This is a genomic window from Kitasatospora sp. NPDC001119, assembly GCF_053598475.1.
In genome coordinates, this window is sequence record NZ_JBSFKI010000060.1 from 1 (window position 1) to 19,747 (window position 19,747).

General features: G+C 74.5%; 17 protein-coding genes. 6 read left to right on the plus strand and 11 right to left on the minus strand.

All coding sequences use genetic code 11. The features are described 5' to 3' along the window. On the plus strand, window positions 1-271 hold a 271-nt coding region (locus tag ACWDD9_RS40600), incomplete at its 5' end, for a hypothetical protein (protein WP_449814389.1). Between the two features lie 134 nt (window positions 272-405). Here the strand turns inward: ACWDD9_RS40600 and ACWDD9_RS40605 are convergent. Beyond that, the gene (locus ACWDD9_RS40605; RefSeq protein WP_074003855.1) at window positions 406-1,410 is read right to left on the minus strand and encodes a stage II sporulation protein M; all 1,005 of its coding nucleotides are present in this window, start codon (window positions 1,408-1,410) and stop codon (window positions 406-408) included. A gap of 320 nt (window positions 1,411-1,730) precedes the next feature. On the opposite strand from ACWDD9_RS40605, the gene ACWDD9_RS40610 reads away from it, so the two are divergent. Then, window positions 1,731-2,759, plus strand: a complete 1,029-nt coding sequence (locus ACWDD9_RS40610) for an RDD family protein (RefSeq protein WP_449814390.1) — start codon at window positions 1,731-1,733, stop codon at window positions 2,757-2,759. A gap of 57 nt (window positions 2,760-2,816) precedes the next feature. On the opposite strand, the gene ACWDD9_RS40615 is transcribed toward ACWDD9_RS40610, so the two are convergent. After that, complete coding sequence (locus ACWDD9_RS40615) at window positions 2,817-3,455, minus strand: hypothetical protein (protein WP_074003857.1); 639 nt, start codon at window positions 3,453-3,455, stop codon at window positions 2,817-2,819. Between the two features lie 108 nt (window positions 3,456-3,563). Between ACWDD9_RS40615 and ACWDD9_RS40620 the strand changes: the two genes are divergently transcribed. Continuing rightward, window positions 3,564-4,076: a SigE family RNA polymerase sigma factor gene (locus tag ACWDD9_RS40620; protein ID WP_049661338.1), complete on the plus strand. Its 513-nt coding sequence runs from the start codon at window positions 3,564-3,566 to the stop codon at window positions 4,074-4,076. After that, window positions 4,073-5,098, plus strand: a complete 1,026-nt coding sequence (locus ACWDD9_RS40625; protein ID WP_449814391.1) for a hypothetical protein — start codon at window positions 4,073-4,075, stop codon at window positions 5,096-5,098. Before ACWDD9_RS40620 ends, ACWDD9_RS40625 begins: the two co-directional genes overlap by 4 nt. 72 nt (window positions 5,099-5,170) lie before the next feature. Here the strand turns inward: ACWDD9_RS40625 and ahcY are convergent, their stop codons facing one another. From ahcY to ACWDD9_RS40655, 6 genes are all read right to left on the minus strand, one after another. Beyond that, window positions 5,171-6,619 (minus strand): adenosylhomocysteinase, encoded by a 1,449-nt coding sequence (gene ahcY, locus ACWDD9_RS40630; protein ID WP_380669085.1) that lies wholly within the window; start codon window positions 6,617-6,619, stop codon window positions 5,171-5,173. Window positions 6,620-6,988: 369 nt separating this feature from the next. Continuing rightward, the gene (locus ACWDD9_RS40635) at window positions 6,989-7,966 is read right to left on the minus strand and encodes a cation diffusion facilitator family transporter (protein ID WP_049659434.1); all 978 of its coding nucleotides are present in this window, start codon (window positions 7,964-7,966) and stop codon (window positions 6,989-6,991) included. Window positions 7,967-8,045: 79 nt separating this feature from the next. After that, complete coding sequence (locus ACWDD9_RS40640; RefSeq protein ID WP_375877529.1) at window positions 8,046-9,296, minus strand: SIS domain-containing protein; 1,251 nt, start codon at window positions 9,294-9,296, stop codon at window positions 8,046-8,048. 104 nt (window positions 9,297-9,400) lie between these two features. Further along, window positions 9,401-9,583, minus strand: a complete 183-nt coding sequence (locus ACWDD9_RS40645) for a Trm112 family protein (protein ID WP_049659271.1) — start codon at window positions 9,581-9,583, stop codon at window positions 9,401-9,403. Window positions 9,584-9,727: 144 nt separating this feature from the next. Then, complete coding sequence (locus ACWDD9_RS40650) at window positions 9,728-11,113, minus strand: phosphomannomutase/phosphoglucomutase (protein ID WP_049659270.1); 1,386 nt, start codon at window positions 11,111-11,113, stop codon at window positions 9,728-9,730. A 150-nt stretch (window positions 11,114-11,263) separates the two neighbouring features. Then, entirely contained in the window at window positions 11,264-11,629 is a 366-nt protein-coding gene (locus ACWDD9_RS40655) for a DUF3499 domain-containing protein (RefSeq protein WP_049659269.1), read from the minus strand. Between the two features lie 164 nt (window positions 11,630-11,793). Between ACWDD9_RS40655 and ACWDD9_RS40660 the strand changes: the two genes are divergently transcribed. Further along, entirely contained in the window at window positions 11,794-12,246 is a 453-nt protein-coding gene (locus ACWDD9_RS40660; RefSeq protein WP_049659268.1) for a metallopeptidase family protein, read from the plus strand. 51 nt (window positions 12,247-12,297) lie between these two features. Here ACWDD9_RS40660 and ACWDD9_RS40665 read toward each other — a convergent pair whose 3' ends face one another. The 3 genes from ACWDD9_RS40665 to ACWDD9_RS40675 all read right to left on the minus strand — a co-directional run bounded on the left by ACWDD9_RS40665 (window position 12,298) and on the right by ACWDD9_RS40675 (window position 18,432). Further along, the gene (locus tag ACWDD9_RS40665) at window positions 12,298-14,070 is read right to left on the minus strand and encodes a DUF5719 family protein (RefSeq protein ID WP_449814392.1); all 1,773 of its coding nucleotides are present in this window, start codon (window positions 14,068-14,070) and stop codon (window positions 12,298-12,300) included. A gap of 6 nt (window positions 14,071-14,076) precedes the next feature. Further along, the gene (locus ACWDD9_RS40670; protein WP_449814393.1) at window positions 14,077-17,934 is read right to left on the minus strand and encodes a glycosyltransferase; all 3,858 of its coding nucleotides are present in this window, start codon (window positions 17,932-17,934) and stop codon (window positions 14,077-14,079) included. Between the two features lie 225 nt (window positions 17,935-18,159). Then, on the minus strand, window positions 18,160-18,432 hold the full coding sequence (locus ACWDD9_RS40675; protein WP_030062195.1) for a WhiB family transcriptional regulator: 273 nt from the start codon (window positions 18,430-18,432) through the stop codon (window positions 18,160-18,162). A 623-nt stretch (window positions 18,433-19,055) separates the two neighbouring features. Here ACWDD9_RS40675 and ACWDD9_RS40680 point away from each other — a divergent pair. After that, window positions 19,056-19,736, plus strand: coding sequence for a cysteine dioxygenase (locus tag ACWDD9_RS40680; RefSeq protein ID WP_234348590.1), 681 nt, complete (start codon window positions 19,056-19,058; stop codon window positions 19,734-19,736). The last annotated feature ends 11 nt before the right edge of the window (window positions 19,737-19,747 follow it).

Genomic DNA, 19,747 nt, shown 5'->3' on the forward strand with positions numbered 1-19,747 from the left:
CACGCTGTTGAGTTCTCAAGGAACGGACGCTTCCTTCGGACCGCCTTCCAGCGGACCCTCCGGGCTTCGTTCTTTCGTGTTTCCAGCTTACCAGACGTTTTCCGCTCCGTTTACCGGCGCTTCATTCATCCGATTCCCACTGGGGGGATTTCCTGCGAACTTCGTTCCGAAGCCTATCAAGGCTTTCGGAGTGATCCGTCCGTGGGATTTTGCTTCGTCAGAGGACGCGTATTCCGTGGAACACGCTCGCCTCGATTCGGCGGTGTCGTAGACACTAACGCCCGGGACCGACCGTTGTCCAGTCAGTCCCAACCGTTCAAACCTACTAGCCCACCCTCACCACGTCAATGGTTTGGCCGGACGAGTAGAAGACTAGCAGGTCAGAGACCTGTCGATCACATCGGCTCAGGCCGCGACGGGCTGGAGGTCCGCCCGGTCGGCCGCGTCCAGATCGCCGAACTCCCCGTCCCCGGCGGCCCGCCGGCCCAGCACCAGGGCATAGAGGAGGAAGGCCGCCTCGGCCAGCACACCGATGGAGATGCGGGCCCAGGTCGGCAGGCCGGACGGGGTCACGAAGGCTTCGAGGACGCCGGAGACCGCCAGGACCGTCGCCAGGCCGATCGACATGCCGATGATCGCGCGGCCCTGTTCCGCCAGGGCCACCGAGCGGGTGCGCGGGCCGGGGTCGATGACGGTCCAGCCGAGGCGCAGCCCGAGGCCGCCGGCCACGAAGACCGCGGTCAGCTCCAGCAGGCCGTGCGGGACGAGCAGGCCGAGGAAGACGTCGAGGCGACCGGCGGAGGCCATCAGCCCGACGCCGATGCCGAGGTTGAGCACGTTGGTCCACATCACGTAGAGCACCGGAATGCCCAACGCGATCCCGAACAGCAGGCACTGCACGGCGATCCAGGCGTTGTTCGTCCAGACCTGTGCCGCGAAGGAGCTGGCCGGCCGGTCCGAGTAGTACGTCTCGTACTGGCCGCCGGGACGGGTCAGCTCCTGGAGGTGTTCGGGCGCGACCAGGCTGTTGCGGACCTCGGGGTGGGTGGCCATCCACCAGGCGAGCAGTGCGGTGGCGACCATCGAGACCACCGCCACCGGCACCCACCAGCGGCGTGAGCGGTAGAGCGCGGCCGGGAAGCTCACCGTGTAGTAGCGGGCGACGTCCTGCCAGCCGTTGGTCCGGGCGCCGGTCACCGCGCTGCGGGCGCGGGAGACCAGGCCGGTCAGCCGGCTCACCAGGGCCGGGTCCGGCGCGGCGGCCTGGACCTTGGCGAGGTGTCCGGTGGCGCGCTGGTAGAGCGTGACCAGCTCGTCGGCCTCCTCCCCGCCGAGCCGGCGCCGGCGGGCGAGGGCGTCCAGTCGGGCCCACTCCCCCTGGTGGGTGGCGACGAAGACGTCCAGGTCCATTTCGGCGGCTCCATAGATCGGCGGCGTGCGCGGACGTGCGTGCGCGGGCGGGTCCGCGGGCGGGCGGGTCCGGGCTGGCGGGTCCGGGCGGACACGCGCGGCCCAGCATGCCAGCAGCGGCCGCCGCCCCGGCCGTCGGGATCTCACTTCCCGTGCGCCCACCGGGCCCCGTATGTTTGCGGCTGCGGATCAGACTGCGGAGAGCGCGTCACGGGGAGCCGGTCCGGGGTGGTTCCCTCCCCCGGCACCGCCGCCCTCCCAGGCGCCGGATCCCCATGGGCGAGCCGTACCGGCTCCAAGAACGTGAACGGACAGGTGTCTTGAGCGACCTGGTGACGGGTGAGGCGGTCGTCCTCGGCCTGCAGACGGCGAAGCTTCCGAGCAGGGCCCTGGCGATCGTGATCGACCTGCTGGTGGAGTTCGCCGCCCTGCTGGTGTTCACGCTGCTGCTGAGCCTCGCGCTGATCGGGCTCGACGGCGCGGCCCTGGCCGCCACGATGATCGGCCTGATGGTGTTCTTCCTGGTCGCCGTGCCCGTGATGGTCGAGACCCTCACCCGCGGCCGCTCGCTCGGCAAGGCCGCGCTCGGCCTGCGCGTGGTGCGCACCGACGGCGGGCCGGTGCGCTTCCGGCACTCGCTGGTGCGCGGGCTGATCGGCTTCTTCGAGATGATCGTGCTGACCGGCGCCCCGGCCGTGATCACCTCGGCGGTGCACTCGGACGGCAAGCGGCTCGGCGACATCTTCGCCGGGACGGTGGTCGTCCGCGAGCGCACCCCGGGTGCGGGCGGCTCCGCCACCCCGCTGCCGCCGGTGCACCCGCACCTGCTCCAGTCGATGGGCCACGAGCTGGTCGCGATGGACCTGTCCGCGGTGCCGGAGCCGCTCTGGCTGGCCGTCCGCCAACTGCTCGGCCGGACGAGCCAGTTGGACCCGGCGGTGATGCACCGGATGTCCACCCGGCTGGCGGAGGACCTGTCCGCCCTGATCGGCCACCCGATCGCGCCGGGGCTGCACCCGGCGGCGTACCTGGGCGCGGTGCTCACCGAGCGCCAGCGGCGGGAGTGGACCCGGGCCCAGCAGCAGCTGTGGGCGGCCGGGCCGATACCCGGCCGACCGATACCCGCCCAGGTGCCCGCTCCCCGCCCGGCCTCCGGTCCGCTCCCCGCGCCGGCTCCGACCGGCCCGGCCGACGGACGGCCCGTCCGGGTCCTCGGCCTGCCGACCCAGCAGCCCGCGCCCACGGCTCCCCCGGCCCCCGCCGCGGCCCCGGCAGCCGCACCGACCGCCCCGACGGCCCCGTCCTTCGACAAGCCCGCCGCCGGCAGCGGCTTCGCCCCGCCCGCCTGAGGCGAACCGCCCCGGCCGCAGCAGCCCGGCCGCACCGGCCCCGGCCGCGAAGGCCCGCTACTCCTCCTCCGCCCCCACCCGCCAGGCGTTCGGCGGCGACTCCAGCTCCTCCAGCTCGATCCCCTCCGCCGCCAGCACCACGTCGCCCGCCAGGTGCACGACCTGCTGCTCGCCCGTCTCCAGGTCCGCCACCTGGTACCGCTCGACCAGCAGCGGCCCCGAATCCGTCTCGTGGGTGTCGACGCCCTCCAGCAGCCACCCCTGGTCGAGGGTGCGCGGCGCCAGCACCGGCTCGGTGAAGGCCACCAGCCGCACCCGCGCGCTCGCCCCCTCCCGCAGCCGCAGCAGCCGGGCGGTGGCGACCAGGAAGCCCGGCGAGCGGCCGGTGAAGGCGTGCGCCCGGTCGTGGCCCTCCGCCGCGTGCTCGCCGCCGGGATCGGCCGCGTCGGTCCGGACCCAGGCCACCCCGTCCACCGCCCCGCCGCGCACCTGCCAGCCGCCGGCCCGCAGCTCCAGCCGCAGCGGCCGGGCGCGCGAGTCCAGCGTCAGGTCGGTGCTGCCGAGCACCCGGCCGTCCGGCGCGTAGGTCTTGGAGACGTACCGCCACCCGGCCGCCCCGGGCGCGCAACTGAAGCGCTCCTCCCCGAGCGGGACGTGGTCGTGCGGGTCGTGGAGCGAGTACCGGCCGTTGGGCATGCCGGAAAGCCTACGTCCGCGGTTCGCGTGCAACGTTCCGGCCGGTGCCCGCATTAGAGGGGCGGACGGCGCGCCGGTGCGCCGCCACCACGACGAGAGGGGGTGCGGATGGCGAAGCAGACGCGCGACGTGGAGTTCACGGAGTACGTGGCCTCCAGGAGCGGCTGGCTGCGCAAGGTCGCCTATCTGCTGTGCGGGGACTGGCACCGGGCCGACGACCTGGTGCAGGAGTGCGCGACCAAGCTGTACGTGAACTGGTCGCGGGCCGGCCGGGTGGAGAACCTGGACGGCTACGCCCGCAGGGTGCTGGTCAACACCTTCCTCGCCGAGCAGCGCTCGTCCTGGTGGCGGCGGACGTCACGGACCGCGGCTCCGGTGGACGTGGCGTCGGTGGCCGCCGACCTCGACGCCCGGCTCGACCTGCGCAAGGCGCTGGCCGCGCTGCCGCCCAAGCAGCGGGCCACCGTGGTGCTCCGGTACTACTGCGACCTCACGGTCGATCAGACCGCCGATGCGATGAGCTGCTCCTCGGGCAATGTGAAGAGCCAGACCTCACGGGCTCTCGCCACCCTCCGGACGACGCTCTCCCCCCGTCCCACCACCGCCGAGAGGACGTCATGAGGTCGCACGAGCAGCGTGATCTGACCGCCCGGCTGAGCGCCCTCGCCGAGGCCCCGGCGCCGCCCGCCGCACTCGACACCTCAGCGGTGATCGCCCGCGGCCGGGTCCGGCTGCGCCGCCGCCGGCAGGCCCTGGTCGGTGTGGTGGCCGGGTCGACCGCCGCCGTCCTGGCCGGCGTCCTGCTGCTGCGCCCGGCCGGGGCGCCGCCCGCGCCGGCCGTCCCCGCGCCCACCGCCCCGGTCTCGCTCGCGCCGTCCCCGACGGCCGCACCGACCCCGGCGGCGCGGACCGGTCCGCTGAGCGCCGAGGCCCGCTTCGGCTGGCTGCCGTCGTGGCTGGCCCGGCCGGCCATCGGCTACGCGAACAGCGACAGCCGTTCCGTCACCACCGCGGCCACCACCACCGCCGTCCTCAACGCGACCCCCGCCCTGAAGCTGGAGCTGCTGCGCGGCCCCGGCGAGTCCCCCGCCCCCGGGCAGCACACCGCCCCCGCGCCCCCGGTCGCCGGCCGGGAGGCCCAGTGGCTGCTCACCGACGCGTCGGGGTCCCTGGGCGGGCTGCGCTGGCTGACCGCCTCCGGCCGCTGGGCCCAGCTGACCGCCACCCTGTGGTTGGACGCGAAGGTCCAGGACGACCTGCTCCGGGTCGCGGCCGGCGCCGAGTTCGGCAGTTGGGACGTCCCCTTCCCGGTGCGCCCGACCGGCCTGCCCGCCGACCTCGGGCTGCGGAACGCCGAGGTCCACCGGCCCACCAGGGACTCCGAGCCCCCGTGGAGCGCCATCCTGTCGTACACCGTCGGCGACAAGTGGCTGAGCGTCACGGTCCAGCCGGACGGCTTCGGGAAGTTCGCGGACGGGCGGCCGAACGGCGGCACCCCGGTGTGCCGGGTCGAGAAGGGCGTCCAGCTCTGCGCCAACGGCACCGCGGCGGGGCTCCCGGCCGTCCAGGGGGCCGGCGGACTGGCGGGTCTGCTCGAGCGGTTCGAGGTGCTCGGCGCGGACGAGGCCTCCTGGACCCGCTGAACCGCCCCGGCGGAACGCCGACGGCCGGCGCCCCCGGAGGGGAGGGCGCCGGCCGTCGGATCCGCTGATCGGTCAGTAGCGGTACTGCTCCGACTTGAACGGGCCCTCGACCGGGACGCCGATGTAGTCGGCCTGCTCCTGGCTCAGGGTGGTCAGCTTCACGCCCAGCGCGTCGAGGTGCAGGCGGGCGACCTTCTCGTCCAGGTGCTTCGGCAGCACGTAGACGCCGATCGGGTACTGCTCGGTCTTCGTGAACAGCTCGATCTGGGCGATCGTCTGGTTGGCGAAGGAGTTGGACATCACGAAGGACGGGTGGCCGGTCGCGTTGCCCAGGTTCAGCAGGCGGCCCTCGGAGAGGACGATGATGGTGCGGCCGTCGGCCTTGCGCCACTCGTGGACCTGCGGCTTGATCTCGGTCTTCACGACGCCGTCGAGCTTGGCCAGGCCGGCCATGTCGATCTCGTTGTCGAAGTGGCCGATGTTGCCGACGATGGCCTGGTGCTTCATCCGGGCCATGTGCGAGGCCATGATGATGTCCTTGTTGCCGGTCGTGGTGATGAAGATGTCGGCGATCTCCACGACCTCCTCCAGGGTGGTGACCTGGTAGCCGTCCATCGCCGCCTGCAGCGCGCAGATCGGGTCGATCTCGGTGACGATCACGCGGGCGCCCTGGCCGCGCAGCGACTCGGCGCAGCCCTTGCCGACGTCGCCGTAGCCGCAGACGACCGCGACCTTGCCGCCGATCAGGACGTCGGTGGCGCGGTTGATGCCGTCGATCAGCGAGTGGCGGCAGCCGTACTTGTTGTCGAACTTCGACTTGGTGACCGAGTCGTTGACGTTGATGGCCGGGAACAGCAGCTGGCCGTCACGGTGCATCTCGTACAGGCGGTGGACACCGGTGGTGGTCTCCTCGGTCACACCCTTGATCGTGGAGGCGACCTCGGTCCACTTGTTCGGGGTGTCCTTGAGGGTGCGGTTGAGCAGCTCCAGGATGATCCGGAACTCGTCGTTGTCCGCGGTGGACGGGTCCGGCGCGACGCCGGCCTTCTCGAACTCGACGCCCTTGTGGATCAGCAGGGTGGCGTCGCCGCCGTCGTCCAGGATCATGTTCGGGGTCTTGCCGTCAGGCCAGGTCAGGGCCTGCTCGGTGCACCACCAGTACTCCTCCAGGGTCTCGCCCTTCCAGGCGAAGACCGGCACGCCCTGCGGGTTCTCCGGGGTGCCCTCCGGGCCGACGGCGATGGCGGCGGCCGCGTGGTCCTGGGTGGAGAAGATGTTGCAGGAGCACCAGCGGACCTCGGCGCCCAGCGCCGTCAGGGTCTCGATCAGCACGGCGGTCTGGATGGTCATGTGCAGCGAGCCGGTGATGCGGGCGCCGGCCAGCGGCTGCGCCTCGGCGTACTCGGCGCGGATCGCCATCAGACCGGGCATCTCGTGCTCGGCCAGCTGGATCTCCTTGCGGCCGAACGGCGCCAGGGAAAGGTCGGCGACCTTGAAGTCACCGGTGATGTCGGTCGACATGCGTCTGCTCCTCGCTGATGGGGGTGGGGCCATAGGTCCGGGCGTGCGTCGCGTGCGTCAGGCCGTACGGGTGCACGGCCACGCCGGGACCGCCGGGTCCGTGGTGGTGGACCGGCTTCCCGTTGCGCAGCACAAACCGTCGGAGGACCTCTCTCCCTCGACCGGCGCGCGCCCCGCGGGGTGCGGACCGCCGATCGACCGCCATCAGCAGCGACGTTCTGGCTCTGGTGACGAATCTACACCGATGGCCCCGCCGGCCGTCCGCCGATGACCGATTTCGGCCCCCGGTCCGACCCGCTCTCAAGCCGGGCCCCAGGACGGGCCGGTGTACGGGACAGGTCGGTCAGCGGGACGGGGGCGCGGGAGGGGTCAGTGCGCGCCGCCCGGGCCGGGGCCGCCGGGCGTGGCGGCCGGGTCGTCGCCCGCCGCGGCCTTCTCGGCGCTGTACACGTCGGGCTCCAGGTAGATCGCCCGGGCGATCGGGACGACCGCGCGGACCCGCGACTCGGCGGCGTCGATCGCCTCCGCGACCCGGGCGGCGCTGTCCTCCGCGTTGACGGCGATCTTGGCCGCGACCAGCAGCTCCTCCGGGCCGAGGTGCAGGGTGCGCATGTGGATCACCCGGGTGACCGCCTCGCCGTCCACCAGCGCCTCCCGGATCCGGCGCACCGAGTCCTTGTCGGCCGACTCGCCGAGCAGCAGCGACTTGGTCTCCAGGGCGAGCACCACGGCGATCACCACCAGCAGGAGGCCGATGCACAGAGTGCCGATGCCGTCCCAGACGCCGTCGCCGGTGATCACGGTGAGCCCGACGCCGAACAGCGCGAGCACCAGGCCGATCAGCGCGCCGGTGTCCTCCAGCAGCACCACCGGCAGCTCCGGCGCCTTGGCGGTGCGGATGAACTGGGTCCAGCTCTGCTTGCCCTTGGCCTTCTCCGACTCCCGCATCGCGGTCAGGAAGGACCAGCCCTCCATGCCGATGGCGAAGACCAGCACGCCGACCGCCCAGCCCCAGGAGTCCAGCGCCTCCGGGTGGCTGATCTTGTGCCAGCCCTCGTAGACCGCGAACAGGCCGCCCACGCTGAACAGCACGATGGCCACCAGGAAGCCGTACACGTAGCGCTCGCGGCCGTACCCGAAGGGGTGCTCCTCGTCGGCCGCCCGGCGCGCCCGCTTGCCGCCGATCAGCAGCAGCACCTGGTTGCCGGAGTCGGCCACCGAGTGCACGCCCTCGGCCAGCATCGAGGAGGAGCCGGTGAAGCCGAAGGCGGTGAACTTGGCCACGGCGATCGCCAGGTTCGCGGACAGCGCCGCGATCAGTGCCTTGGTACCGCCTTCGGTGCTCATGCTTCCAGGTCCTCACGGGTCGGTCGGCGTCGTCGAGCGCTTACCGTACCGGCCCCGGGGGCCCGATCGGCCGACCGTCTCAGGACTGCGCGGCGGCGAGCCCCAGGTAGACGGCGGCGAAGTCGGTCAGCGCGACCAGGTCGGCCAGCGCGTGCAGCGCGTCCGGCCGGGTGCTCGCGTACTCGGTCAGCCGGACGTCGTGCGCGGCGGCCAGCCGGTGCGCCCGGGAGACGCCGAAGCTGCGCGGCCCGGCGTCCTCCTCCGGCACCTCGGCCGGGCCGTCCTGCTCGTCCGGCGCCGCCGGGCCGGCCGCGCCGGGGGCGTGCCGCAGCAGCAGGACCTGGAGGTGCAGCGGGTCCGGCTCCTCGACCCGGTCGCGGAAGAAGTCGTCCGGATCGGCGCCCGCGCCCAACTGCCCGGTGAACATGCCGCGGTGGGCGGTGAGCACCTGCGGCAGCGGCCCGGCCAGCGCCGGACGCCCGGCCCGGTCGGCCAGCTGGGCGGCGAACCGGGTGGCGGCCGCCCCGGCGATCGGGCCCTCGGCCCACAGCAGCGGGACCGTCCCGGCCAGCCGGGCGGCCAGGCCCTTCGCCGGGTTGGTGTACGCGGCGGCGTCCGGGCGGCAGCGCACCGCGGCGGCGTCCAGCAGGTCCGCGAGGGCCGGCAGCGCGTCGTACGGGAGCTGGGTGAGGCCGATCTTCTGGGCGAGCGCCAGCAGCGGGGCGAGGTGGGACCAGAGCGCCGCCGGGTCCTCGGCCGGCAGGTCCGGCTCGACGGCCGTCACGGGCGCGAGGTCCTCGGGCAGGACCGAGGCCACGAACGGCAGCGGCAGCGCGCGCACCTGCAGCGCGGCCTCGGCCAGCGCGCTGCCGGCCGGGGCGGTCACCACGATCGCGCAGCCGCGCGCGTACGCCTGCTCGGCGAGGGCGACCAGGCCCTGCTCGCCGCCGTCGGCGGAGCTGATCACCAGCAGGTCCAGCGGGCCGGCCCAGCCGGGCAGCTGCCAGCCGAGCCCGGCGGTGAAGGCGGGCGGGGCGCCGGCCCGGTCGGCGCGCGGGGCGGCCGCCTCGGTCGGCGGCAGCGGGGTGACCAGGGAGCTCGTACCGGCCAGCGCCGAGAGCATCTCGGCGGCGGTCAGCGCGCTGCCGTGCCCGGCGACCAGGACGGCACGCGGGCGGCCGTCCGGACGCAGCCGGTCGAGGCCGGCCGCCTCGGCCTGCCGCAGCGCGGTGCGGACCCGCGCACCGGCGCCGGCCAGGGCCAGCAGGGCGCGGTCGTGGTCGGCGCGCTGGAGGGCGGCCGGGTCGTCGAGCAGGGTGTCGTCGAGCATGCGGCGAACCTCCGGCTGCGGTCCTGGACGGGCGGTCGGGGCGGTCGGGGCGGCTTCGTCCCGGGGCTTCCGCCCGGGCTTCGTCCCGGGCGTCGCCCCCAGGATCAGGCCGGGCGGCGGGCCTCGTCCACCAGGAGGACCGGAATGCCCTCGCGGACCGGGTACGCGAGGCCGCAGTCCGCGCCGGTGCAGACCAGCTCGGGCTGCTCCTCGGTGCCGCCCTCGACGAGCGCGGCCCGGCACTGCGGGCAGACCAGGATCTCCAGCAGGAAGGATTCGAGCTTCATGGGGCTCTCCAAGGTTCGGGGGTGGCACGGAGGTGCCCCGGCCGATAGGAAACCCTACCGGCCGGGGCACCGGGGCCCGTGCTCAGGCGCTCCGCGCGGGCGCGAGCCCGGTCGGGGGCCCGGGCTCGGCGTCGGGCGAGGGGCTCAGCCGCGGACGACGGCGAGCACGCCGTCGCGCAGCTCGGCCATCTTCGCCGGGTCCTTGGCCTCGACGTTCAGGCGCAGCAGCGGCTCGGTGTTGGAGGCCCGCAGGTTGAACCACCAGTCCGGGCCGGCCACGGTCAGGCCGTCCAGCTCGTCCACCGTGGTGCCCTCCCCGCCCGCGTAGGCGGCGCGGACGGCGGCGGTGCTGGCGGCCTGGTCGGCCACGGTGCTGTTGATCTCGCCGGAGGCGGCGTAGCGGTCGTACTCGGCGGTGAGCCCGGACAGCGCGGACGGCTGCCCGCCGAGCGCGGCCAGCACGTGCAGCGCGGCCAGCATGCCGGTGTCGGCGCGCCAGAAGTCGCGGAAGTAGTAGTGCGCGGAGTGCTCGCCGCCGAAGACGGCGTCGGTCTCGGCCATCTCCTGCTTGATGAAGGAGTGGCCGACCCGGGTGCGCACCGGCTTGGCGCCGAGCTCGCGGACCACCTCGGGGACGGTCCAGGAGGTGATCAGGTTGTGGATGACGGTCGGCTCGGCCTCGCCGGCGGCCCGGGCGCGGGCGATCTCGCGGACGGCGACCAGGGCGGTGATCGCCGACGGGGAGACCGGCTCGCCGCGCTCGTCCACGACGAAGCAGCGGTCGGCGTCGCCGTCGAAGGCCAGGCCCACGTCGGCGCCGACCTCGCGGACCTTGGCCTGGAGGTCGACCAGGTTCTTCGGGTCGAGCGGGTTGGCCTCGTGGTTCGGGAAGGTGCCGTCCAGCTCGAAGTACATCGGGACGAGCTCGATCGGCAGGCCGTCGAAGACGGTCGGCACGGTGTGGCCGCCCATGCCGTTGCCGGCGTCCACCACGACCTTGAGCGGGCGGATCGCGGTGAGGTCGACCAGGCCCAGCAGGTGGTCGGCGTAGCCGCGCAGGGTGTCCTGGGCGGACAGCGCGCCCGGCTTCACGTCCCTGGCCGGGACGGTGACGGTGTCGTCCTCGGCGGTCCAGGACTCGACCAGCTCGCGGATCTCGGACAGGCCGGTGTCCTGGCCGACCGGGGCGGCGCCGGCCCGGCACAGCTTGATGCCGTTGTACTGGGCCGGGTTGTGGCTGGCGGTGAACATCGCGCCGGGCAGGTCGAGCTTGCCGCTGGCGTAGTACAGCTGGTCGGTGGAGCACAGCCCGATCTGCACCACGTCGGCGCCGTAGGCCGCGGCGCCCTCGGCGAAGGCCAGGCTCAGCGACGGCGAGGAGGGCCGCATGTCGTGCCCGACCACGATCGCGGTCGCGCCGGTGACCTGCACGAACGCGGCACCGAAGGCCCGGGACAGGCTCTCGTCCCACTGGTCCGGGACAACGCCTCGGACGTCGTACGCCTTCACGAGCTGCTTGAGGTCGCGCACTGCGGCTCCACCCTGGTTTTAGGACTGATCACGAAACGTCGGGGCCACCGCGCGTCGGTCGACGGGCGCGGTGACGGTAGACGGGCAGCGTACCCGGGCCGGACGAACGCCCCGTGCCAGGACCGGGGACGCCCCGTACCGGGAGGGGTGTCAGTTGTCGGGCGAGCGCAGCACCCGGAGGTGGCCGCGGCGGCCGCCCTCGGTGGACTCGCCCTCGAAGCCGCGGCCCTGACGGGGGGTCTGCGGGCGGGCGGCCTCGCGCACGGCGTTGGCCAGCGCCTCCAGGTCGTCGCTGCTGCGGCGCAGCGGCCCGGCCTCGGCGGCGAGCCGGACGACCTCCCAGCCGCGCGGGGCGGTGAGGCGCTCGGCGTGCTCGGCGCACAGGTCGTAGCAGTGCGGCTCGGCGTAGGTGGCGAGCGGCCCGAGGACGGCGGTGGAGTCCGCGTAGACGTACGTCAGCGTCGCGACGGCCGGCCGGCCGCACGCGGTCCGCGAACAACGACGTACAGAGCTCACGAGGGTGGACGGTACCGCACTCCCCGCCGGGGAGCGAAGACCGCCTGCCCGGAGGGGGTGCCGTGTCGCCCCGCGGGCGCCGGGTCCGCGTATCCGACGCCCCGTGCGATTCCCGGTCGGAGTGGTCCACTTCCGACCGTCCAAGGACTACCCTCGGCAGTGATATGGACAGCTCCGCACCGCAGTCATCGACAGGCCCGGCGCGCCGCCCCCGGCACCGCGACCGGCACGGGCGGGGCCTGCGCGGCCCGCTGGCGCCGCCCCAGGTGCCGATCTCGCTCACCCGCTCCGAACTGTTCGACGACTACGTGCGCGAGTCGGTGGAGCGCCTCGAACGGCGTTGGCCGCAGTTGATCGAGGTGGAGTTCGCCGTCCAGGAGGTGCCGCTGCACGAGCCGGACGGCGCCGACGCCGAGGACGGCGTGCCGCTGGGGCGGGTGTCGCCGGGCCAGCAGGGGCGCAAGAGCCAGATCGTGGTGTACCGGCGGCCGGTGGAGATCCGGGCGAAGACCCGGGAGGACCGCGCGGCGCTGGTGCACGAGATCCTGATCGAACAGGTCGCGGAGCTGCTCGGGCTGTCGCCGGACGCCATCGACCCGCGCTACGACGAGGACTGAGACGGGTCGGGGCCCGCGCCGGGTGTCCGGCGCGGGCCCCGCTCGGCGCGCTCAGCGCAGGACGACGCCCGGGTCCTGGCCGGCCTGCGGGACCTTGACGGTGCTGCGGTCGTCGCGCAGCGCCTGGACGGTGAACATCGGCACGTCCTTGGCCGGCAGGGAGAGCATCCGGGCGGCCACCACCGGGCCGCCGGAGACGGTCTCCACGGTGAGCGCGAAGACGCCGTTCAGCCCGGCGGGCTCGGGCGCCGGGAGGGCGACCGTGCCGCCGGCCGGCAGCTGGACCTCCTTGGTGGCCGGGGTGCCGCCGCCGCTGCCGGCCGAGGCGGTGACCCGGACGGTGGCGGCCTCGCCGCTGGAGGTCAGGTAGAGCGTGGAGGCGCCGGCCCGGTTGTCGGCGACGGTGGCGCGGGCGCCGACCGGGTCGCTGCCGGTCAGCCAGGCCGCGTCGGTCTTGCCGTTGGCCGCCGCCCGGTCGACCCGCAGCCCGGCCACGACCGGGGTGCGGTGCTTGTCGTCGCTGGGCGACAGCCGCAGCCCGGCGACCTCGTCCCGGGTGAGCTTGCCGAGGTCGACGGCGGCCACCATGCCCGCCTTGACGTGGATCGACTCGTTGCCGGCCGGGCTGAACCAGCCGTTCTTGCCGGACAGCTGGATCTTCAGGTCGGCGTCGTCCTCCGGCGGCGCCCAGACCACCAGGCGGGCGGAGGCGGTGTCGGCGGGCAGGCCGGGCATCACCTGGACCGGGGCCGGGGCGTCCGAGGCGGGGACCCAGTCGGCGCCCTTGCCGCCGTCGGCGGCGTGCAGCGCGGCGCCGACCCGCCCGGAGCGCACCACCACGTGCACCGCGAGGTCGGCGACCGCGCCCTTGGTGAGGGTCGACAGCAGGACGGCCTGGGAGCTGCCGGGCGAGACGGTGATCCCGTTGGCGGCGTCGTTGTCGATCAGGCCCTTGTCGCCGTACAGCTTGATGTCCACCACCGCGGCGGCGGACTCGGTGTTGACCAGGCTGAGGTAGTCGACCCGGTCGGCGGCGGTGCTGGCCCCGGCGAACCAGAAGCTGGTCGCGGCCGGGGTGCAGGTGAGGCCGGACAGGCCGAGGCCGCGCTGCTCGGTGACCACCGTGGTCTGGGTGACGGTGAAGCCGGGGGCGAGGGCGCCGGTGGCGACGGCCCCGGTGCCGGGCGCGGCGTCGCCGTTGGCGGCCGGGCCGGTGGCCGGGGTGCCGGGCTTGGGCACGGTCAGCCGGGCGTCGGCGGGCGCCGCGTTCTTGTCCTGGACCGGGGCGCCCGGGGCGCCCGAGCCGGTCGGGGCAGGGGTGGCGGCGGCCGGGGCCGCGGGGGCGGTGGTCGGCTGGGCGGCGGGCACGGCGGGCGCGGCCGCGTCGGAGAGCCAGCCGGCCCCGCCGGTGGCGGAGCCCGTCCCGGGCGGGGTGTAGGCGGTGAGCGTGGTCGAGCCGGTCAGGCCCTGGACCGGCTGCGGGCAGACCACCGAGGTCCGCTCGACCTGCGCGGTGGTCGCGGCGGCTCCGGTGCCGGCCTTGGCCGGGGCGGCTGGCGGGCGCACCTGGGCGATCCCGAACACCGCCGCGAGCACCACGGCCGCGGCGAGCAGGGACTGGGTGGTCTTCGCCGCCCCGCCGGACCCGGCTGCTCCGGGCCCCTCGGCTCCTCCGGCTCCTCCGGCTCGCCCGGCGAGCGGGCCCCGGCCGCGGCCGGGGCGGGACGTCCGGGCCGGGCCGGACGGCTCCGCCGCGACGGCGGGCCCGGCCGGCTCGGCGGCCTCGCCGGCGCCGGCCTTCTTCCTGAATGCGGGCTTCTTCATCGCGGGTCAGCTCCCCGATCCGTGCTGGTGCGGGTACCGGCCGGGGCCGTTGGGGTCGTTCGGGTCGTACGGGGCCTCGCCCTGGGGCTGGCCGGGCAGCCAGGGCTGCTGCTGCTCGGGCTGCTGCCCGCCGTCGTAGCCGTGGACCTCGTAGTACGGCTGCTGCTCGGGCTGGTACGGCTGCTCGTAGCCCTGCTGCCGGCCGTACCCGTGGGCGTCGTACCCCTGGGTGTCGTAGCCCTGGCCGCCGTACGGCGCGGCGACCGGCTGCTGGGCCGCGTACTGGTCGTAGCTGTACGGGTCGGCCTGCTGGTACGCCTGGTACGGGTCCGTGTACTGCTCGGCGTCCTGGATGGCGGCGGCCGCCTGGACGGCGCCGGTCACCGGCTCGGAGCTCGGCTGGGCCGGGATCGCGCCCGGCCGGTCGTACACCCCGGACTCCTCGGCACCGCCCTCGGCGCCCTCCGCGCCCTCGCCCCGCTCGGCCATCCGGCGGGCCCGGCGGCTGCCGGGGGCGGGGGCCTGCGCCTGGGCGGCGGCGGCCAGCGCGGCGGTGGCGACGGCCTCCTCCGGCAGGTCGTCGTCCTTGTGGCTGCGGCGGCCGGGCAGGGCCAGCACCAGGATGGTGAGGCCGAGCAGCACCTGGGCCCAGATCCAGCCGGTGTGGGCGGCGCCGCCCTCGCGGGTGACGGCCAGCTTGCCGCCGGCGGCCGGGAGCTTGAAGCCCTGCGCCCAACCGTCGACCGTGGTGGGCTCCAGCGCGGTGCCGTTGACGGTGGCCTTCCACTCCGGGGCGGCGGACTCGGCGAGCCGCAGCACCCGGCCGTCCGGGCCGGCCGGGACGGTGGCGGACAGGTCGCGGGCCCCGGACGGGACGACCACCGGGGTGGCCCCCGGGGCGGTGATCACCGCGCGGACCGCGGGGGTGCCGTTGACCTGCCAGAGCGCGGCGGCGCCGTCCTGGTTGGCCTTGACCAGGCCGGGGGTGGTGTCCAGGACGTCCTTGAAGGCGTCGATCACCGGCTGCTGGACCAGCACGTAGGCGATGCCGTAGCCGGCCAGGGCGCTCGCCTGGTCGGCACCGGAGCCGGCCAGCAGGCTGCCGACCATCTTGTTCAGGCCGTCCTGGGTGCCGGTCGCCGGGTCGACGGTGGACTCGGCCTGGCCGAGCGTCAGACCGGCGCCGCGCAGCACGGTGTAGCGGACCGCGCCGCCGCCCTTCTCCCCGGTGACGACCAGGGTGCGGGCCCGGTCGGTGGTCCCGGCCTCCTCGGCGATGAACGCGGGGACCTGGTCGGCCTGGCCGCGGTGCAGCGGGCCGCCGGCGCCGGTCAGCGCCCACCACAGGCCGGTGCCCAGCGGGGCCAGCACGGCCGAGGCCACCACCAGGGCGGCCACCGGCTGGCGCCAGCCGAAGGCGATCCCGGCGACGCGGGCGTTGGCGCCGTCGGCGCCGATCGCGGCGGCGGCGAGCAGGGCGAGCCCGGCGATCAGGGTCGCCGGGCCGGTCCAGGCGGGCACCGCCGGACCGCCGGAGGCCGGGGTGACGGAGGTGCCCGCCACCACGACCGAGAAGACCAGGCCGGCGCCGGCCGCGCCCCAGGCGACGAGCACCGCACGGCGGCGGTCGGCGCGCAGCAGCGCGGCCAGCGCGGCCAGCACGACACCCGCCGAGAGCCAGACCGGCGGCACCCCGGCGCCGCCCGGGTTGACCAGCAGCAGGCCGGCCGCGCTCGCGCCGGTGCCGTGCAGACCGGGCAGCCCGGCCTCCAGCAGCAGCCACTGCGGGTGCGACAGCACCTTGAGCGACCACGGGGCCAGCACCGCGACCGGCACCGCCAGGATCACCAGGACGCGCAGGCCGAGCGGCCGCAGGGCCGCGCCACCGGAGCCGAAGGCGCTGCCGCGCAGCACCCCGACGACCAGCATCGCCAGGCAGAGCGGCACCGCGAGCGCCCACGTTATCGGGACGAAGGCGGTGGCCAGGGTGAGCAGCAGGACGGTCATCCAGACCGGGCGCCAGCCCGGGCGGGCGCCCTTGGCGGCGCTCTCGGCGCGGATGCCGAGGCCGGCCGCGATGGCGGCGGCGCGGGCCAGCGGCGGCAGCAGCACGGCGAGCACGGCGGTGCCGATCCGGCCCTGGGCGAGCGCGCCGGTCGCGGCGGGCAGCAGCGCGTAGGTGGCGCTGGCCCAGGCGCGGACCAGCTTGGAGTCCAGCAGCGGCCGGGACACCAGGTAGGCGCTGACCGCGGACAGCGGGACGGAGAGCACCACGAGCAGGGTGAGCGCGAGGTCGGCGTGGTCGAACAGGATCCAGGAGAGCACCGCGAGCACGCCGAGGTACGGCGGTGCGGCGGCGGTGGACCCGGTGCCGACCGGGTGCCAGGCGTCCGCGTACATCGACCAGAGGCCGCCGGCCCCGTCGGCCGCCGGCAGCAGGGCGCCGCCGAACAGCTCGCCGCTGCCGAGCAGGCCGCGGCAGGCGATCAGGGCGAACACCAGCAGGGCCGCGAACAGCACCGGCGCCGGGCGCCGGGCGAGCTTCTTGAGCAGGGCGAACTGCTCGACGACCAGGTCCTCGGCGTCCTCGTCGCCGCCGGCCTCGGCCGAGCCGTGCCGGCCGGTGTCGTCGCCGCCCCCTATCCCGAGCGAGCCGACGACGCCCTCGACCGCCAGCCGGGTGGTGGCGCCGGGGGCCGGGAAGAGCGTGCGGTCGTCCAGGGCGTCCGCCGACCGGGACTTGGCGCGGCGTTTGCGCCCGGCCAACAGCCGTGGGAAGCGGACGAGTTCGTGGCCGAGGCCGGCGAGTTCGTCGAAGGCCTGGCGCGGATCCTTGCCGAGCAGGTTGGTGACGGCCCGCAGCAGGGTGCCGAGCACCAGCCGCAGCAGGACGTAGGGGAAGAGCGCGCCCTTGCAGTTGGTGAGCAGGGTGTAGACGGCGCCGGCCTTGTCCATCCGGTGCGGATGGGCGGGGCCGCAGTCGATCGCCCGGCGCTCGCGGGCGGCCGCCTCGGCGTGCCGCAGCACGGCGTCGGGGGCGACCACCACGCGGTGGCCGGCGGCGTTGACCCGCCAGCAGAAGTCGGTGTCGTCCCGCATCAGCGGGAGGGCCCGGTCGAAGCCGCCGAGCTCCTCGAAGACGTCCCGGCGCACCAGCATGCCGGCGCTGGAGACGGCGAGCACCGGGCGGACCTGGTCGTGCTGGCCCTGGTCCTGCTCGCGGCGGTCGAGGCCGGTCCAGCGGCGGCCGGAGCGGGCGATGGTGACGCCGACCTCGAGGAGCTGGCGGCGGTCGTACCAGCTGCGCAGCTTGGGGCCGACCACGGCGGCGCTGGGGGTGGAGTCGGCGACCTGGAGCAGTCGGCGCAGGGCGTCGGTCTGCGGCTCGCAGTCGTCGTGCAGCAGCCAGAGCCACTCGACCGGGCGGGTCTCGCGCGGGCCGCCGCGGCCGAGGTCGTCCTCCTGGGCGAGCGGGTCGCCGAAGTCGTCCCAGCCGCCGGTGACCGGGTCGTAGCCGGAGGGGTCGAGCCGGTACGGGAGGTCCTCCGGGCGCAGGGGCGCACTGCCCGCCACGGCCTCGTGGACGGCGGTGCCGAAGCCGGCCCGGCGGCCGAGGACCAGCGGCCCGCTCTCGGGCAGCCAGTCGGCGAGGGTGTCCGCGAGCAGTTGCGGAGAGTTGTCGGTGGATCCGGTGTCGACCGCGAGGACGCGCTGGACCTGGCGGTCCTGACCGAGCAGGCCGGCCATGGCCCGCGGGAGCCAGCGGGCGCCGTCGTGCGAGACGATCACGGCGGTGACCAGGTGGCGCGGATAGGCGGGCGGCCGGGAAGCGGTGGAGCCGCTCTGGTGGCTGTAGACGGTCATCGCGTGCGCGGGCCCCAGTTCTCGGTGGACACAGCCGGTGAACGGCAACCGGATGGCGCACCACACTAACGGCTCCGGGTGGCCGCTTCGTCCGGGGTGTGCGTGCGGGGACGGTGAAGGGGCCCCGGGAACACGAAAGCGCCCCACCACCGCGGTGAGGCGCCCGTACAGCTGTGCGGTTGTCCGTCGCTGTCGAAGGGTCAGCGGGGGGCGGGGGCCGCCCGGTCAGACCGCGCTCTTCTTGAGCCGACGGCGCTCGCGCTCGGAGAGGCCGCCCCAGATGCCGAAACGCTCGTCATTGGCGAGGGCGTACTCCAGGCACTCGGAACGGACCTCGCAGGCGAGGCAGACCTTCTTGGCCTCGCGGGTCGAGCCGCCCTTCTCGGGGAAGAAGGACTCGGGGTCGGTCTGGGCGCACAACGCGCGCTCCTGCCAGCCGAGTTCCTCCTCGTCCTCCGCGATGCCGTCCCCGATCAACAGCTCAAAGAGCTCGCTCATGTGGCGCGCCTCCTCTGCCCCTACTTGGCGTCCCCGTGGTTGCCGTTGCCTCGTGCGGCTGACGACACGAGTGAAATTACAGTTGCGTCACTCTGGCCCAGTCAAGCCGAGCTCTGGTATTGGGGCTGGGATTCACTCCCTGGCACCAAGCCGTTACGAATAGTGTACATATCCGGACACATCGGACCTTCCACCTCAAGGTCCTGAACGGTGCCGAACCATCCGCAACCATTCACCGGGTGACGCTCGGTCACCGTCACAGGCCGGTCATCGGCCTGCCTTCCCGGCGATCTTCCCATCGAAACATAGAGAGTGATGAATCACCCCATCAGGGAAAGATCCGGACCTAACCCACTCGAATGCCGCATCCTTCGGTTTGACACCGCCCCTGCGGATGCGGTGTCCTTGCTCCTATGTCAGAGTTCGCCAGCCCCCGGAGCGGTTCCACGCTCCGCCGTGCCGTGAACTCTTGTTGTCGCCTCTGTTCCTGCTGTATCTAGGCGCCCGCGTCCCACCGCGCGCCGCCCCCAGGAAGCACAGAGGCCGCCCGCGATTCCCGTCCCAGGACATCCCGGATCCGGCCGATCCCGACGAACCGGCCGACCCTTCCGAGGACGACTCCCGTGCGCATGATCCGCATCCGCAAGCGGAACCGCGACCGCAACAAGCTCTCCCGCCGTGGCCCCGCCACCGTCCGCACCGGCACCCCCGCCGACGCCCGGACCCGCCAGTGGGCCGACGGCCTCAGCGACGTCTCCATCGCCGGCGACCCGCTCGCCTTCCCGCACCTGGCGCGCACCGACCTGCCCGCCCACCCCACCACCGTCGCCGAGTACGCCCGGCTGGTGCGCGAGATCGCCGCCGACCGCTCCCGCTGGGAGCCGCTGGTCCGCTACGACGCGCTGACCCGCTGGTACGCCCGGCTGGAGACCGGCCCCGGCTACGAGGTCTGGCTGCTCAGCTGGCTGCCCGGGCAGTCCAGCGGCTTCCACGACCACGGCGAGTCCTCCGGCGTGATGAGCGTCGTCCGGGGCGAGCTGATCGAGCGCTCCCTCACCCTCCCCCAGCCCTCGGCCGGGGGCGACCCCAGCGGCGCGATCGCCCGCACCCTGCGGCCCGGCGGGCAGCGGGTGTTCTCCTCCGGCTACCTGCACGAGGTCGTCAACGGCGCGCTCGAACCCGCCGTCTCCATCCACCTCTACGCCCCCGGCCTGACCGAGATGAACCAGTACGGCGCCACCGCCGTCCCCGAGCAGCACCAGGAGCAGCACACCGGGCGGCAGGCGCAGGCCGGGTCGCACTGATCACGGCTGAC